Origin of the sequence: Kribbella sp. CA-293567 (assembly GCF_027627575.1) — a bacterium.
Taxonomy (GTDB): domain Bacteria; phylum Actinomycetota; class Actinomycetes; order Propionibacteriales; family Kribbellaceae; genus Kribbella.
On record NZ_CP114065.1, the window covers coordinates 921,255 to 935,285 of the forward strand.

13 protein-coding genes are annotated in these 14,031 nt (G+C 69.6%); 5 read left to right on the plus strand and 8 right to left on the minus strand.

Going from position 1 to position 14,031, the window contains the following annotated elements; all coding sequences use genetic code 11:
- Positions 1-151: 151 nt before the first annotated feature.
- Positions 152-1,165, plus strand: a complete 1,014-nt coding sequence (locus OX958_RS04390; RefSeq protein ID WP_270135864.1) for a LacI family DNA-binding transcriptional regulator — start codon at positions 152-154, stop codon at positions 1,163-1,165.
- A gap of 108 nt (positions 1,166-1,273) precedes the next feature.
- On the opposite strand, the gene OX958_RS04395 is transcribed toward OX958_RS04390, so the two are convergent.
- The 3 genes from OX958_RS04395 to OX958_RS04405 all read right to left on the minus strand — a co-directional run bounded on the left by OX958_RS04395 (position 1,274) and on the right by OX958_RS04405 (position 4,608).
- Positions 1,274-3,382 carry a molybdopterin-dependent oxidoreductase gene (locus tag OX958_RS04395; RefSeq protein WP_270135865.1) on the minus strand — a complete coding sequence of 703 codons (2,109 nt, stop codon included), beginning with the start codon at positions 3,380-3,382 and terminating at the stop codon, positions 1,274-1,276.
- 32 nt (positions 3,383-3,414) lie between these two features.
- Complete coding sequence (locus OX958_RS04400; protein ID WP_270135866.1) at positions 3,415-3,933, minus strand: AAA family ATPase; 519 nt, start codon at positions 3,931-3,933, stop codon at positions 3,415-3,417.
- 75 nt (positions 3,934-4,008) lie between these two features.
- Positions 4,009-4,608 (minus strand): TetR/AcrR family transcriptional regulator, encoded by a 600-nt coding sequence (locus OX958_RS04405; protein WP_270135867.1) that lies wholly within the window; start codon positions 4,606-4,608, stop codon positions 4,009-4,011.
- Positions 4,609-4,682: 74 nt separating this feature from the next.
- Here OX958_RS04405 and OX958_RS04410 point away from each other — a divergent pair, with 74 nt between their 5' ends.
- Genes OX958_RS04410 through OX958_RS04420 form a run of 3 tightly spaced genes read left to right on the plus strand, consistent with a single transcriptional unit; the run spans position 4,683 to position 6,537 of the window.
- Positions 4,683-5,237 carry a 2TM domain-containing protein gene (locus tag OX958_RS04410; protein WP_270135868.1) on the plus strand — a complete coding sequence of 185 codons (555 nt, stop codon included), beginning with the start codon at positions 4,683-4,685 and terminating at the stop codon, positions 5,235-5,237.
- Positions 5,234-5,881 (plus strand): Pr6Pr family membrane protein, encoded by a 648-nt coding sequence (locus tag OX958_RS04415; RefSeq protein WP_270135869.1) that lies wholly within the window; start codon positions 5,234-5,236, stop codon positions 5,879-5,881. Before OX958_RS04410 ends, OX958_RS04415 begins: the two co-directional genes overlap by 4 nt.
- 8 nt (positions 5,882-5,889) lie before the next feature.
- Positions 5,890-6,537: a class I SAM-dependent methyltransferase gene (locus tag OX958_RS04420; protein WP_270135870.1), complete on the plus strand. Its 648-nt coding sequence runs from the start codon at positions 5,890-5,892 to the stop codon at positions 6,535-6,537.
- A 51-nt stretch (positions 6,538-6,588) separates the two neighbouring features.
- On the opposite strand, the gene OX958_RS04425 is transcribed toward OX958_RS04420, so the two are convergent.
- Positions 6,589-7,260, minus strand: coding sequence for a transglycosylase family protein (locus tag OX958_RS04425; protein WP_270135871.1), 672 nt, complete (start codon positions 7,258-7,260; stop codon positions 6,589-6,591).
- 578 nt (positions 7,261-7,838) lie between these two features.
- Between OX958_RS04425 and OX958_RS04430 the strand changes: the two genes are divergently transcribed.
- Positions 7,839-8,438: a response regulator transcription factor gene (locus tag OX958_RS04430; RefSeq protein WP_270135872.1), complete on the plus strand. Its 600-nt coding sequence runs from the start codon at positions 7,839-7,841 to the stop codon at positions 8,436-8,438.
- Here OX958_RS04430 and OX958_RS04435 read toward each other — a convergent pair.
- The 4 genes from OX958_RS04435 to OX958_RS04450 all read right to left on the minus strand — a co-directional run bounded on the left by OX958_RS04435 (position 8,417) and on the right by OX958_RS04450 (position 14,028).
- Positions 8,417-10,105, minus strand: coding sequence for an ABC transporter ATP-binding protein (locus OX958_RS04435; protein WP_270135873.1), 1,689 nt, complete (start codon positions 10,103-10,105; stop codon positions 8,417-8,419). The two genes, OX958_RS04430 and OX958_RS04435, sit on opposite strands and share 22 nt — an antisense overlap.
- A complete protein-coding gene (locus OX958_RS04440; protein ID WP_270135874.1) occupies positions 10,102-11,793 on the minus strand; it encodes an ABC transporter ATP-binding protein in 1,692 nt (563 codons plus the stop codon). The genes OX958_RS04435 and OX958_RS04440 overlap by 4 nt, the downstream gene beginning before the upstream one ends.
- The gene (locus tag OX958_RS04445; protein ID WP_270135875.1) at positions 11,790-13,757 is read right to left on the minus strand and encodes a prolyl oligopeptidase family serine peptidase; all 1,968 of its coding nucleotides are present in this window, start codon (positions 13,755-13,757) and stop codon (positions 11,790-11,792) included. Before OX958_RS04445 ends, OX958_RS04440 begins: the two co-directional genes overlap by 4 nt.
- Positions 13,758-13,887: 130 nt before the next feature.
- Positions 13,888-14,028, minus strand: coding sequence for a SapB/AmfS family lanthipeptide (locus OX958_RS04450; RefSeq protein ID WP_270135876.1), 141 nt, complete (start codon positions 14,026-14,028; stop codon positions 13,888-13,890).
- Positions 14,029-14,031: the final 3 nt, after the last annotated feature.

Consider the following 14,031-nt stretch of genomic DNA (forward strand, 5'->3'; position numbering starts at 1 on the left):
GTCCGTGTCCGGATCCCGGTTGGCGGAGCACCCGGACACGTTCCGTGTTGGCAAGCGGTTACCTAGAGACGGGGAGTACACGGCGGTCGCAGAATAGGGGCCTGCCGGACCGCCCGTCCCGGTTCGGACCGCCCGTTCGAAGGAGGCCATCGTGCCCCGAATCACGATCAAGGAGATTGCCCGACGGGCCGGCGTCTCCAAAGGCGCGGTGTCGTACGCGCTGAACAACCAGCCGGGGGTCAGTGAGGCCACCCGGGCTCGTGTGCTGAGGGTCGCCGAGGAGCTGGAGTGGGTGCCCAACCGGGCTGCCCGGCAACTCTCGGCGGCGCGTAGTGAGACCTTCGGTCTGGTCCTGGCGCGGACCGCCGAGACCCTGAGTGAGGAACCGTTCTACATGGGCTTCGTCGGTGGCGTGGAGTCCGTGCTGAGCGACCGGTCGTACGCGCTCGCCCTCCAGGTCGTGCCGGACCTGGACAGCGAGATGGCGACGTACCGGAAGTGGGCCGCCGAGCGCCGTGTGGACGGCGTACTGGTGGTCGACCTGCGGGTCGACGATCCGCGCATTCCGCTGCTGCGCAAGCTCGACCTTCCCGCGGTACTGGTCGGGGATCCGGCCCTCGCGGACGGGTTGGCCTGCGTCTGGACCGACGGAACGACGGCGATGTACGCCGCGATCGAGCACGTCGCGTCGCTCGGTCACCGGGTGGTCGCCCGGGTTGCCGGGCCGCCGGACCACGGGCACGTGTGGATCCGGGACCAGGCGTTCGCCGCGGTGAGCCGGCGGCTCGGGCTGGAGGCCCGGGTCGTGCACACCGACTTCTCCGGTGAGGGCGGGGCCGCGGCGACACGGGAGCTCTTGTCGGCGGAGGGGAGGCCGACGGCGATCGTCTACGACAACGACCTGATGGCCGTCGCGGGCCTGTCGGTGGTGAACGAACTCGGGTTCAGTTCACCCGGCGACGTCACCCTGGTGGCCTGGGACGACTCGACGTTGTGCCGGTTGACCCATCCGACCCTGACCGCGATGAGCCACAACATCGTTGCCTATGGCGCCGAAGTCGCGCACCGGCTGTTCGGCCTGCTGGAAGGCGCGTTGCCGGAATCGCACCTGTACTCCACCCCCGCGCTGGTGGTCCGCGGCAGCTCAGGCCCACCACCCGCCTGATCACGCGCCCACCAGCGGTGGGCTTGAACACCACCTGGTGACCTTGAACAAGAAATATCTTGTCCGAGCCCACCGGATGGTGTTCGAGCCCACCACTGACTGGGTGGGTCAGGCGGGTGCCGCGGTGACCGTTACAGGGACGCCGTTGAGGGCCGCGGTGCCGGCCACCGGGTCGGTGAACGCGCTGTCGGTGAGGTCGTTGGCGCTGGCCCCGGCGACCTGGTTGGCGACCGACAGTCGTGTACCCGGGCGGTTGTGGCCGAAGCCGTGCGGGAGACTGACCACGCCGGGCATCATCTCGTTGCTAGCGGCAACTTCAACGGAGATGACGCCGCTGGCCGAGGTGATCTCGACCAGTTGCCCGTCCGAGAGCTCGCGGGCGGACAGGTCGGCGGGGTTCATCAGCAGCTGGTGACGCGGCTTGCCCTTCACCAGGCGGGCGGAGTTGTGCATCCAGGAGTTGTTGCTGCGCAGGTGCCGCCGACCGATCAGCAACAGCCCGTCGTCGGCGGGCGCGGCCGCGAGCAGGACCGAGGCGGCGCGCGGCAGGTCGTCGAGGATCAGCGCCGGTGCGAGATGGATCCTCTTGTTCTTCGTGTACAGCGCACCCGGCAGAGCCGGCTGCAGCGGTCCCAGATCCACGCCACCGGCGGACCTCCGCAGTTTTCGCACGGACAACCGGTAGGGCCCGACCCGCAACCCGAGATCCACCACCCGACGCGGTGACAGCCGCAACCGCAGTGCCGTGATCGCCTTCTGCCGAAGGCCACCGCCGGCACTGCCGAGCAGTGCCAGGCCGAGACCGCGGAAGATCTCCCAGTCGTGCCGGGACTCCGACGGCCTCGGCAGTACGGCGTCGTTCCACCGCGCCGTGTTCCGTACGGCGAGCTGGTGGAAGGCCAGGTCGTAGTGCTCGCGTTCCAGGGGCGGCGTCGGCGGCAGGATCACGTCAGCGTGCCGGGTGGTTTCGTTGATGTAGGGGTCCACGCTGACCATGAAGTCCAGCGTCTCGAGCGCCTCGTCGAGCCGCCGCCCGTTCGGCGTCGACAGCACCGGATTGCCCGCGATCGTCACCATCGCGCGGATCTGCCCGTCGCCCGGCGTCAGGATCTCCTCGGCCATCACCGACGTCGGCAGCTCTCCACCGAACTCGGGCAGCGAGCGCACCCGGCTCTTCCAGGCGCCGAGGTGTCCCCGCCCGATCCCGCGCAGCGTGTCGACCGCCGGTCGCGGAAACATCGAGCCACCCGGCCGATCGAGGTTGCCGGTGATGACGTTCAGCACCTGCACCGCCCATTGGCAGATCGCGCCGAACTGCTGCGTCGACACCCCGAGCCGCCCGTAACAAGCAGCCGTCTCGGCCGCGGCGAACTCCCGGGCGATCCGCCGGATGTCGCCCGCCGCGATTCCCGTCACCGAGGCCGCGCGCTCCGGGGTCCACTCCCGGGTCACCTCCTCGACGGTGTCGAGTCCGTCCACGTACGCCGCCGGTCTCGCCGAACCGTCGAGCAGAATCTGGTGGATCAGCGCCAGCAGGAACGCGGCATCCGTTCCCGGCCGGACGAAGTGGTGCTCATCGGCGACCGCTGCCGTCTCGGTCCGCCGCGGATCGATCACCACGACCCGGCCGCCGCGCTTGCGCAGCTCTTTCAGCCGTCGCCCGAATCCCGGCGCGGTCATCATGCTCCCGTTCGAGGCGAGCGGATTCGCCCCGAGTATCAACAGGTACGACGTGCGGTCGATGTCCGCCACCGGAACCATCAACTGATGCCCGTAGAGCAGATGGACGGCCAGCATGTGCGGCAGTTGATCGACCGACGTGGCACTGAAGCGGTTGCGGGTCTTCAGCAGCCGGACCACCGCCGGCATGTGGGTCATCGCGCCGACGCTGTGCACGTTCGGGTTGCCGAGGTAGACGCCGATCGCGTTGCGCCCCGACGTCTCCTGCACGGCCCGCAGCCGAGAGGCGACGTAGGCATAGGCCTCGTCCCAGCCGAGCTCCTGCCAGCCGGTCGCAGTACGCCGTACTGGCTGGGTCAGGCGGTCGGGATCCTCCTGCAGGTCGCGCAATGCCACCGCCTTCGGGCAGATGTGCCCGCGCGACAGCGGATCCGCTTCGTCGCCGCGGATGTCGGTGACCCGCCCGCTCTCGACGGTCACCAGCACGCCGCAGATGGCCTCACACAGGTTGCACGAAGTACGCCGGACGGTCGCCATCCAGCCAAACTACTCCGGAGTAGCCGGGCCGACTACTCGAACCGGGCCTCGTCGAGCCGGCCGAGGATCGCGTCCACGGTCTCGTGCGGGGACAGGTCGGAGTTGTCCAGCCACAGGCCGCGGCGCGGGCTGAAGGCGTGCAGTTCGTAGTCGAGCTCGTCGACCGAGTGCTCGTGGCCGTAGCCGAGCCGGTCGTGGATCACGTCGGGCCGGGGCGTCAGGACGACCAGGTAGCGCGGACGGGTCTGGATGCCGTCCAGGAACTCCCGCAGCAGTTCGCCGATCACCACGTCCTCCAGGACGACGGTGAAACCGCCCTGCGCGTAGCCGTCGGCGGCCTGGCAGGCCAGCCGGTAGCGCAGTTTGAGCTGTTTCTGGGCCTCGGCGCCGTTCTCGATCGCGGACGACGCCTTGCCGCTGACGATCATCCGGCGGAACACGTCGCCGCGCAGATGGACGCCGTACTGGAAACGTTCCGCGAGCAGTTGGGAGACGGTGGATTTTCCGGCCGCCATGATCCCGCTGACGACGATCACCCCCTCGGTCTGCATGTAGGGGATCGTGCCACGCGGGACCGCCTTTTAGTCAGGGCTTGTCCATCTTCTTCGCCTGCCGGCCAACGAGTTCTACGGCTGCAGCTCACGCAGGTGCGCGCGGAGGATCTCCCGGACCCGGTCCGGGGTGGTGTGCAGGGGCTGGGTGGCGGCGTGCAGGGCCAGTCCGTCGATCAATCCGTGCAGCCGGTCGACCTCGAGTTGAAGCGGCAGGTCAGGACGAAGTGCCCCTGCTTCGGACAGGCTTTGCAGCAGTTGCTCGCACAGCAGGCGGAGTCCTTCGTGGACCGGGCCGAGGAGTTCGCGTAGACCGCCGGCGCCCGACTCGGCCTGGGCCTGGGCGGTGAAGGAGAGCCAGATGTCGAACTCGGCCTTCCGCTCGGTGTCGAGCGGGATCACCTCCTCCAGATAGCGCAGGGCGATCTCGGTCGGCGTACCGGTCGGCTCGATGGCGGTGATCCGGGCCCGCACCCGGCGGGCGACCAGGTCCATCGCGAAACTGATCAGGCCGTCCTGGTCGGGGAAGTAGTAGCGGACCGCGCCCGCGGACCAGCCGGCCTCGGCGGCGACGGTCCGGACCGAGGCGGCGCGGATGCCGTCGCGACGGATCACCCGCCACAGCGCTTGGGCGATCTCCTCGCGGCGGGCGTCGTGGTCGACGATCTTTGGCATGGCTCTTTTTAGCACAGCCGTGTTAGAGTCGGCTTATTGACACGGTCGTACTAATAAACGAAGGGGTGGGTCCCGTGCTGCTCGCAGTGATCGCCGGGTGTGAGATCGGGTTCTGGGTGTTGCTCGCGGCAGGGATGCTGACCCGCTACCTGCTGCGGATGCCGCGGCTGGGCATGGTGCTGCTCGCGATGGTGCCGCTGGTCGACGTCGTGATGCTGGTCGCCAGCGTGATCGACATCCGCTCCGGCGGCGAGCCGTCGTTCAAGCACTCACTGGCCGCGATCTTCATCGGCGTCAGCGTCGGCTTCGGTCACCGCAGCCTGAAGTGGGCCGACGGCTGGGCGGCGTACAGGTTTGCCGACGGGCCCCGGCCGGTGAAGCCGAAGAAGGGCACCCGGGCGAAGGCGCGGCACGAGCGTCAGGGCTGGTACCGGCACGTCCTCGCGTACGCCGTCGGCGTCGGCGTGATGGTCGCCCTGGGGCTGCTGTCCGGCAAGGGCTTCGACGCACTGCTCGGCCCGGCATGGACCTGGACGATCGTGCTGGTGATCGACGGTTTCGTCTCGTTCAGCTACACCGGCGAGGTCGAGGAGCAGGAGCCGTCCGAAAGCCGTACATTGCGAGTATGACAACGGCTTCAGGGCGGGTCTGGCACGGTGTCACCGCGGCGGTGGTCGCGATCGGCGTGGTGACACAGTGCCTGGTGTCAGCGACCTCCAGCGGCGGTGAGGGCTTCTACCGGGAGAACCCCGAGCGGGTGCTCAACGTCTTCGCCTACTTCACGATCCAGTCCAATCTGCTGCTCGGCGTGACGTGTCTGCTGCTGGCTCTCGGGGCCGGCCGGCAGGACAGCACTCTGTTCAAGACGCTGCGACTCAACGGGGTGCTCTGCATCGCGGTGACCGGAATCGTCTACCACCTGGTGCTGGCCGGCACGGACAGTCCGACGGGCTGGGGGTGGGTGGCGAATCTTCTGCTCCACACGGCTACCCCGCTGCTCGGCGTACTGGGGTGGTTGCTGGCCGGGCCGCGTGGCCGGACCAGCCCGCGGATCGCCGGCTGGTCGATCGTCTTTCCGCTGCTCTGGCTGGCCTTCACCCTGATCCGCGGCGAGGGCACGGGCTTCTATCCCTACCCGTTCGTCGATGTCGGCGACCACGGTTATGGACAGGTTCTGCTGAACTGTCTGTTCGTGGCGCTACTGTTCCTGGCTCTGGCCGCCGGGGCGACACTTCTCGACCGCCGGATCGGTAGACGACCCGTCGAGAGGTAGTGCCCAGCATGTTGGTGACGTCTCGCTCGTACCAGGAGTACGAGGCGATGTTCGACCTGTCCGAGCTGCCCGGCTCGGTGCTCGACTGTTGCGCCGGCGGGTCGAGCTTCACCGCCGAGGCCGCCGCGCGGGGTGTCGATGCCGTCGCGGTCGATCCGGCGTACGAGCTGCCCGCGGCGGAGCTGCTCGAATCCGTACGCCGGAGCCTGCCGGACGGTGCGCAGATCGTCGATCAGCACGCCGGCAGCTTCGTCTGGACCTGGTACGGCGATCCCGGGCGCCGGGACGAGATGCGCATCGAGGCGGCCGACCGCTTCCTGCAGGACGTGTCGGTGACACCTGAGCGGTATGTCGCGGGCGGCCTGCCGGCGCTGCCGTTCGAGGACGGGCAGTTCGACCTGGTGCTCTGCTCGCACCTGATCTTCACCTGGGCCGGCACCTACGACCGTGACTGGCATCTGGCCGCGCTGCGGGAACTGATCCGGGTCAGCCGCGACGAGGTGCGGATCTTTCCGCTGGTACAGCAAGGCGCCGGCGAACCGGTCCGGTATCTCCCGGAACTGCTCGACGCCCTGCGGCCGGTCCGGTCCGAGATCCGCAAGGTGCCCTACGAGTTCCAGGCCGGCGCCGACGAGATGCTGGTGCTCACGCGCTGAACCGCGGCCGCGGGCAGGAGCTGAGGTCCGCCCGCGGGCCGCGGTGAGGGGTCAGCGCAGGTACTTGCCGCACACCGGCCAAGGCTGTGCGCCTCGCTGGGAGTACAGCTTCTTCGCCCGCATCAGCTGCTCGGCCGCCGACGCCTTGGCCGGGTTGCCCGAGCCGCCGACGCTCTTCCAGGTCTGCAGGTCGAACTGGAACAGCCCGTAGTAGCCGGCCGGGTTCACGGCCCTGGGGTTACCGCTGGACTCGCAGTTGGCGACCTTGGCCCAGGCGCCGCTCAGGTTGGCCTTGCTGCTGCTGTTGTTCGAAGGACGGTCCTCGGAGCGGCTGCTCCGCTCCTTGCGCTCGACCACGCGCTTCTTGACCGTCTTGACCTTCTTCACCGTGCGGGGCTGCTCCGCGGAGCCCTTCTTCGCGACGGTGCGCTTCCGCTCGGTCTGCCGGGCGGCGGTCGAGGGGACGCCGTCGAGCTTGAGGGTCTGGCCGATCAGGATCAGGTCCGGGTTCTCGAGATTGTTCAGCTCGGCCAGCTGGTGCCAGTCGGCACCGGTGGCCTGCGCGATCTCGGAGAGGGTGTCGCCGGCCTTGACCTGGTAGTCGGCGGCGAACGCACCTCCCGCGCCTGCGGCGGTGATTCCGGCGCCGAGGCCGGCGATGGAGAGGGTCCGGACGACCCGCCGGGTACTTCGGCGGGGACGGGCGTGTCGAGCTTTGGACATCAGATTTCTGCTCCTCATGAGCTGGGCATGGTGAACTTCCAGCCCGGATGATTCAGCCGCGTGCGCACTTGCCCCGAGAACCTCCGACTCCGGGCAAGTGCGGCCGGAGCGAGGCGAAGGTGGACGTCACCTGGGTGCGTGAGGCTCGGATCGTCGGCCGGATCGATGGCGATCGGCCGCACCGGGCTCCGCAGTCTGGTGAGGTACCACTCCCTTCGGGGTGCAGGGGACGGGCATCCGGGCAGGTCACGAGACAGCGTCCGAATGATCACGCATCGGTAACGACGTGACCGGGCCATCGTGCCCAACGGATCGCCGGAACGCAAGGGGGGTCCGGGTTTCGGCAGAAGATTTCGCAGACTTCGAAGATCCCGAAAGCTCAACAACAGAACGGTTTCCCGCCGTTCCGAGGCGGATCCGGAGCGGAATTCCCAGTCCGTGGACAAGCGCTTGCTTCAGCCGCCGGAGCCGAATCGCGCGTGTCATCCGGACGGTTCGCTCGTTGAGGGAAGGACGGGGCACGGCCGCTGTCTGGCCGCTCCCCGGGTTGAGGCAAACGATGGTGATGGGGGCGAGCGGTGATCCGAGTAGTCCTCGGCCACCGCGGCACGATGGTGCGAGGCGCACTGGCCGCGGTGCTGGCACGAGAGAACGACCTGGACGTGGTGGCCGAGGTGGACCGCTCGGACGACGTCCTGACTTCGATCGGCAGGCGGCCGCACGTCGTCCTGCTCGATCCGCAACTCCCGGGCAGGATCGGCATCGAGGACCTCTGCCGCAGGCTGACCGGCCCGGGTGTGCTGGTGCTGATCGACCACGAGGCGATCGCGGCGACCAGCCTGGCACTGGTCAAGCAGGCACCCCGGATCGGGCTGATCGCGACCGACTCGTCCACCGACCAGCTGGTGGAGGCGATCCGCGACGTCGCCAAGGGCCTGCCGGTGGTCGACGTCCGGCTCGCGGTGGCGGCGCTCAAGGCGGGTGACAATCCGCTCACCGACCGCGAGTGCGAGGTGCTCCGGCAGGTCACCACCGGCGCCACCGCGCAGGAGGTCGCCCGGACGCTCAGTCTGAGTGCCGGCACGGTCCGCAACTACCTGTCCCGGATCCTGTCCAAGACGGGGGCGCGCAGCCGGATCGAGGCGATCCGCAAGGCTCAGGACGCCGGCTGGATCTGATCGCCGCCCGGCGACCAGTGGCCGAGCAGCTCGCGGTAGAGCGGTGAGGTCCGCAGCAGCGTCTGGTGGTTGCCGATGGTGGCCTGGTTGCCGTCCAGGACCAGGATGCGGCGGGCGCGCAGCGCGGAGCTGATCCGGTGCGCGATCACGATCAGGGTGCCGCCGCGCCGCGCGAAGGCTTCTTCGGCCCGGCGTTCGGCCTCCGGGTCCAGGAAGCAGGTCGCCTCGTCGAGCACGACCAGTGGCGCGGGCGAGAGGTAGGCGCGAGCCAGCGCGATCAGCTGCCGCTCACCCGGAGACAGTTCGCTGGGCCGCACCCGCGCCCCGAAGCCGCCGAGCCGCTCGACCAACCGGCCGGCGCCCACCGCGTCGACAGCCTGCATCACCTCGGCGATGGTGGCGTCCGGCAGCAGATAGGTGAGGTTCTCCATCAACGGCCCGCTGAAGACGTACGCCTCTTGCGGGATCAGCACCCGCGATTCGGCCAGCCGCTCCACCGGTACTTCGCTGGGCGGTGCTCCCCCCAGCAGCACTCGGCCACTGGTCGGTGCGAGCATCCCGCAGACCAGACCCGCGAGTGTCGACTTGCCGATACCGCTGGGCCCGACGACAGCCAGGTGCTCGCCTTCCGCCACGGTGAGCTCCAGATTCTCGAGCACCGGGTCCGCGGCAGGGCCGTAGGCGAAGGTCAGGCCGCGCAGCCGCAACTGGTACCCGTTGAGCTGGTCCACCGGGCGAGGAGCGGACGCCGGTGCGGCCGAATCGAGGATGCGGCCGAGCGTGATGACATAGCGCAGCCCGCTCTCGCCCAGTGCGCCCATCATCGTGCTCAGTGCGGGCTGCAGACCGACCAGCACATACGTGAGCCCACCGAGCAGGGTTCCGGTGCTGATACCCCGGCCGACCAGCCAAGGGCCGGCCGCCAGCAGGATCAGCAACGGCGCCCAGCCACCCACCGCGAAGCACAGCGTCCGCAAGGCCGCCACCTTCGCCAGCGAGCGTTCCGCGGCGGCCTGTGCCTCGATCGGCCGGCCGACCAGCTTCTCCGCGAAGTCCTCGGCGCCCGTCGCGGTGATGTCGCGGACGCCGCCGAAGGTCATCCCGGCCGCTGCCGCCAGTTCCTCGTCGGCCTGCAAGGACGCGCGCACCCGGTCGGCCGCCATCCCCAGCACCGCCAGCGACAGCAGGAACCCGATCAGGAACGGCGGTACGACGAATGCCGCGATCATCGGAGCCAACGACAGCAACCCGACCAGTACGCCGAGCAGCGTGACCGCGAAGTTCCGGATCACCAGGACCAGCCCGGCGAAGGTGTCGCGGACGATCTCGACCTGCCGGTTCAACCGGGCCACGGCGGCCTCGTCACCGGTTCGCAGCGCGCCGCCGACGACCCGGCGTACGAGGTCGTCGCGCAGCGGTTCGACCAGGTTGCCCAGGCGGCCGTAGACCTGATGGGAACCGGCGGCGCCCAGGCAGGCCGTCGCGACCAGCCCGCCCAGCCAGGCGATGCCCTGCCAGGCCCGGCCGGCCAGGAAGTTGTCGGTGGCATGAGCGACGGCGATGCCGTAGACAGCCGTCGGGAGGATGTCGGGGACCGACCAGGCGGCCAGCTTGAGGGTCGACCGGTTCCGCAGTGCCGCGGCGCCGAAACGCAGTTCGCGCCTCATCCGAACACCTCGCGGTAGGCGGGGTCCTGCCACAGCTCCTGGTGCGGTCCCGCGGCGCGGACCCGGCCACCGTCGAGCCAGACGACGAGGTCGGCGCGGGCTGCCGTCGCGGTCCGGTGCGTGACGATCAACCGGGTACGCCGGTGGCGGTCCTCGGTCAGCGTCTTGCTGATCTGCATCTCGGTGGCGGTGTCGAGGCTGGAGGTCGCGTCGTCCAGGACCAGCAACCGGCTGGCCGGCCAGGCCCGGGCCAGGCCGAGTCGTTGCCGCTCACCACCGGACATAGGTGCCTTAGGCAACGGAGTGAAGTAGCCGTCGGGCAGCCGGCTGACGAAGTCGTGGGCGTGGGTGGCGCGGGCCGCGGCGAGCGTGCGGACCGGACCGACCGCGTCGTGGGAGATCGCGTCGCCGATGGTGGTGCCCACCAGGGTCGGGCGTTCGAAGGCGCAGCCGACCGCGGTACGGAGGGCCTGGCGGCTGAGAGCCTGCAGCGGTACGCCGTCCAGCAGCACCTGGCCGAAGTGGGGATCGCGGAGGCGGGCGGCCAGGCCGGCCAGGACCGACTTGCCGGAGCCGCTGGGGCCGACAACGGCGATGGTCGCGCCGCCGGGAAGCTCGAGGTGGACGTCCTGCAGCAGGGCAGAGTCCGCACCGAAGACGGTGACGCCGTCGAAGGTCAGGCGACCCGGGCCGATCGGCAGGGGAAGCGTTCCGTGGGCGACGGGGTTGATGGCGAAGACCTCGGCGGCGCGCTGGATGCCGGCCCGGGCCCGGGCGATCTCGCCGATCACACCGGTGAGGCTGCCGAGACCCGCGCCGAGGACGGCGTACTGGGCGGCGGCGAAGAGTTCGCCCGGGGTGATGCGGCCGTCGACGAGCTGCAGGCCGCCGACCGCCAGCACCGCGACGAGGACGAGCGGGCCGACGATCGCCGCCTGGGCGCCGGAACGCGCCAGGATCTTCCAGGTCTCCAGACCGTGCTTGTGCAGCTCGGGGAGGAAGCCGAGGATCCGGCGCTCCTCGCGCGCGATGGTGCCGGCCGAGGCGATCGTGCGGAGACCGGCGACCGATTCGGTCAGCAGGGCGGAGATCCGGCCCTGGGTCTCCTGGTAGGCGAGGCTGATCTCGGCGGTTCGGCGGGCGAAGACGAAGAGCACCCCGATCACCCCGAGGATGCCGCCGAAGAAGGCGACCGCGAGCCAGGGATCGATGAAGGCGAGCAGCACCAGGCTGCCGATCGGCGGCGCCATGGCGGCGACGGTGGTGACCGCCGCCGGTCCCGCCTGCGCGGCGTCGGAGACGTTGCCGGAGACGCGGCTGACCAGGTCGCCGCTGTCGAACTCGCGGCTGCCCTCGGGACCGCCGTGCAGAACCTGGCTGACCAGCCGGTGGCGAAGCCAGGCGGTGGTACCGGCCACACAGGCGGTCCCGGCGAACGCGTCGATCAGGCTGCAGACGATGCCAACGGCAACCAGTACGACGGCGATGGTGAACCACTTGCCGTAGTCGCCGCCGGCGATGATCGCGTCGACCGAGTGGCCGAGCACCGACGGCAGAGCGAGCGCCACGCCGCTGCCGGCCAGGGCGGTGACAGCAATCAACGGCAACCACGCGCGACCGTGCTTGGCCACTGCGCCGAAGGTGGTGGGTGCGGGGTGGTAGGCCGCGGTGGCGGTGGTGGGGGTCATTGGTGCAGGCCGGTGTGGTGGGCCAGGAAGGCGAGCATGTCGGCGGCCAGGCCGATGCCTTTGCTGGCGGAGCCGCTCGCGTGGCCCGCGTCTTGTTCGAGGCGGAGCAGGACGAGACGGCTGCCGTCCGTGGCGTGTTGAAGCGCCGCGCACATTTTCCTTGCGTGCAAGGGATCTACGCGGGTGTCAGCAGCGAAGACGGTGAAGAGGGTGGCCGGATACTTCACGCCGGGCCGGACGCGGTGGTACGGCGAGTAGGACAGCAGGTTCTCCAGCTGAGCGGGGTCCGCGGCCGAGCCGAACTCGGGGACCCAGGCCTGGCCGAGGCCGAACTGCTCGTAGCGAACCATGTCGAGCAGCGGCGCCGAGCACACGGCGGCCGCGAAGAGCTCCGGCCGCTGGGTGATCGCCGCGCCGACCAGCAGACCGCCGTTGGACTCGCCGCAGACGGCAAGCTGGTCCGGTGTGGTCCAGCCTTCGGCGATCAGGGTCTCGGCGGCCGCCAGATAGTCGTCGAAGACGTTCTGCTTCTGGTCGAGCATGCCTGCCTTGTGCCAGTCGTTCCCGCGCTCGCCGCCACCCCGCAGATTGGCGGTCACGAAGACACCGCCCGCCTCGACCCAGGCAAGGGCGAAGGCCGAGTACGTCGGGGTCAGCGACTGCCCGAAACCCCCGTACCCGTAGAGGATCGTGGGTCGCGGACCGTGGTCGCCCGGCTTGCCGACGACGAGCATCCGCAACTCCGTGCCGTCGGCCGAGGTGTAGTCGACCTGATGCGAGTCAGCCTCCGGTACGCCGACCGCGCCCGGCGGCGGCGACCACAGCGTCGTACCGGCCGAGTGGGTGTCGTAGACGTAGACAGCGGACGGCGTGACGCTGTCGGTGTAGGAGAACCAGACCTGATGTCCACCCTCCGGCCTCGTCGCCAGTGAACCGACCGATCCGACCCCGGGCAGCGGTACTTCGCCGAGCGGGCGGCCGGTCACCAGATCGTGGATCGCGATCTCGCCGACCGCGTTCCGGGTCCGGCCGACCAGCACGACCTTGTCGAGGATCGCCAGGCTGCTGAGGGGTGCCGAAGGATCGGCGGGGACGAAGTCGTGCCAGACCAGCGGCTCCTCGGGATCGCCGACACAGATTCGGCCGGTGGGCGCGTCGCGAGTGGTCACGATGAACAGACGTCCCTCGCGGCTGACCGACATCACGGTGATCGCGTCGACGCCTTGCTGTACGACGGTCGGCGGCGTGTCCCGGGTGAGATCCATCAGCCAGAGATCGTTCGCCGGGCCACGGGCAGCGGAGATCGTCAGCCAGCGGCCGTCCGCGCTCAGATCCAGCCCGTACGACGCTTCGGTGGCGAAGACCGTGGTGTCGTCGGACCTGCCGACGTGGTGGTGCAGCACCTGGCGGAATCGCACGTAGTAGAAGGACTTTCCGTCCGGAAGCCAGGCGACGGGTGAGTAGCGGCAGCCGTCGATCGGATCCTCCACCAGTTGCCCGGTGGCGAGGTCGAGGACGTGCAGGACGGACTGCTCGTCACCGCCGCGCGAGAGCTGGAAGGCGAGCAGCGCCCCGTCGGGGGAGGGCTGCCAGCTGTCGAGAGTGGTGCGACCGGTCGGGTCGAGCTGCTGGGGATCGAGCAGCACCGCGTCGTCGACGTACAGGACGGGATGCTCCTGCTCGGCGGAGCGGCGGACGACGAAGCAGCGGTCGCCCCGCCAGACCGGCGCGGTGACCGAACCGACGCCGGAGAGTGCTCGGACCCGGCTGCGGAGCTTGTAGCGGTCGGGGAGCGTGGTGGCGTGGTTCAGCCAGAGCTGGTCCTGGTCGGCCTGCCACTGCTGGGTCTGTGCCGAAGTGGCGTCCTCGAGCCAGCGGTACGGATCGGGGATCGCGTGTCCGTGCAGGTGGTCGACGAGCGGCAGACGCTCGGCGCCGGGATAGCTCAGGTCGAGGTGTCGCACGGGTGCATCCTCCCGTCGGAAAACAAGTTCGGCCCTGGGTGGAGTGCTGCCCACCCAGGGCCCCCGGAACCTGATGGCCGCGCCGCCGTGGTCATCACTCGACGTCCGGCGACGCTGCCTCAACATCCGATCAGTGGCAGAGCAGAAGGCTCAGGTTGCTCGGACGCTGGGAACCGCAGCCGAGAACGGTCAGCGTGGAACCACCGTGGTGGTGGCCGCCGCCGTGGCCGTAGCCGGGGGTCTCCAGACCCTGAAGGTCGAGAAGTGCCATGTG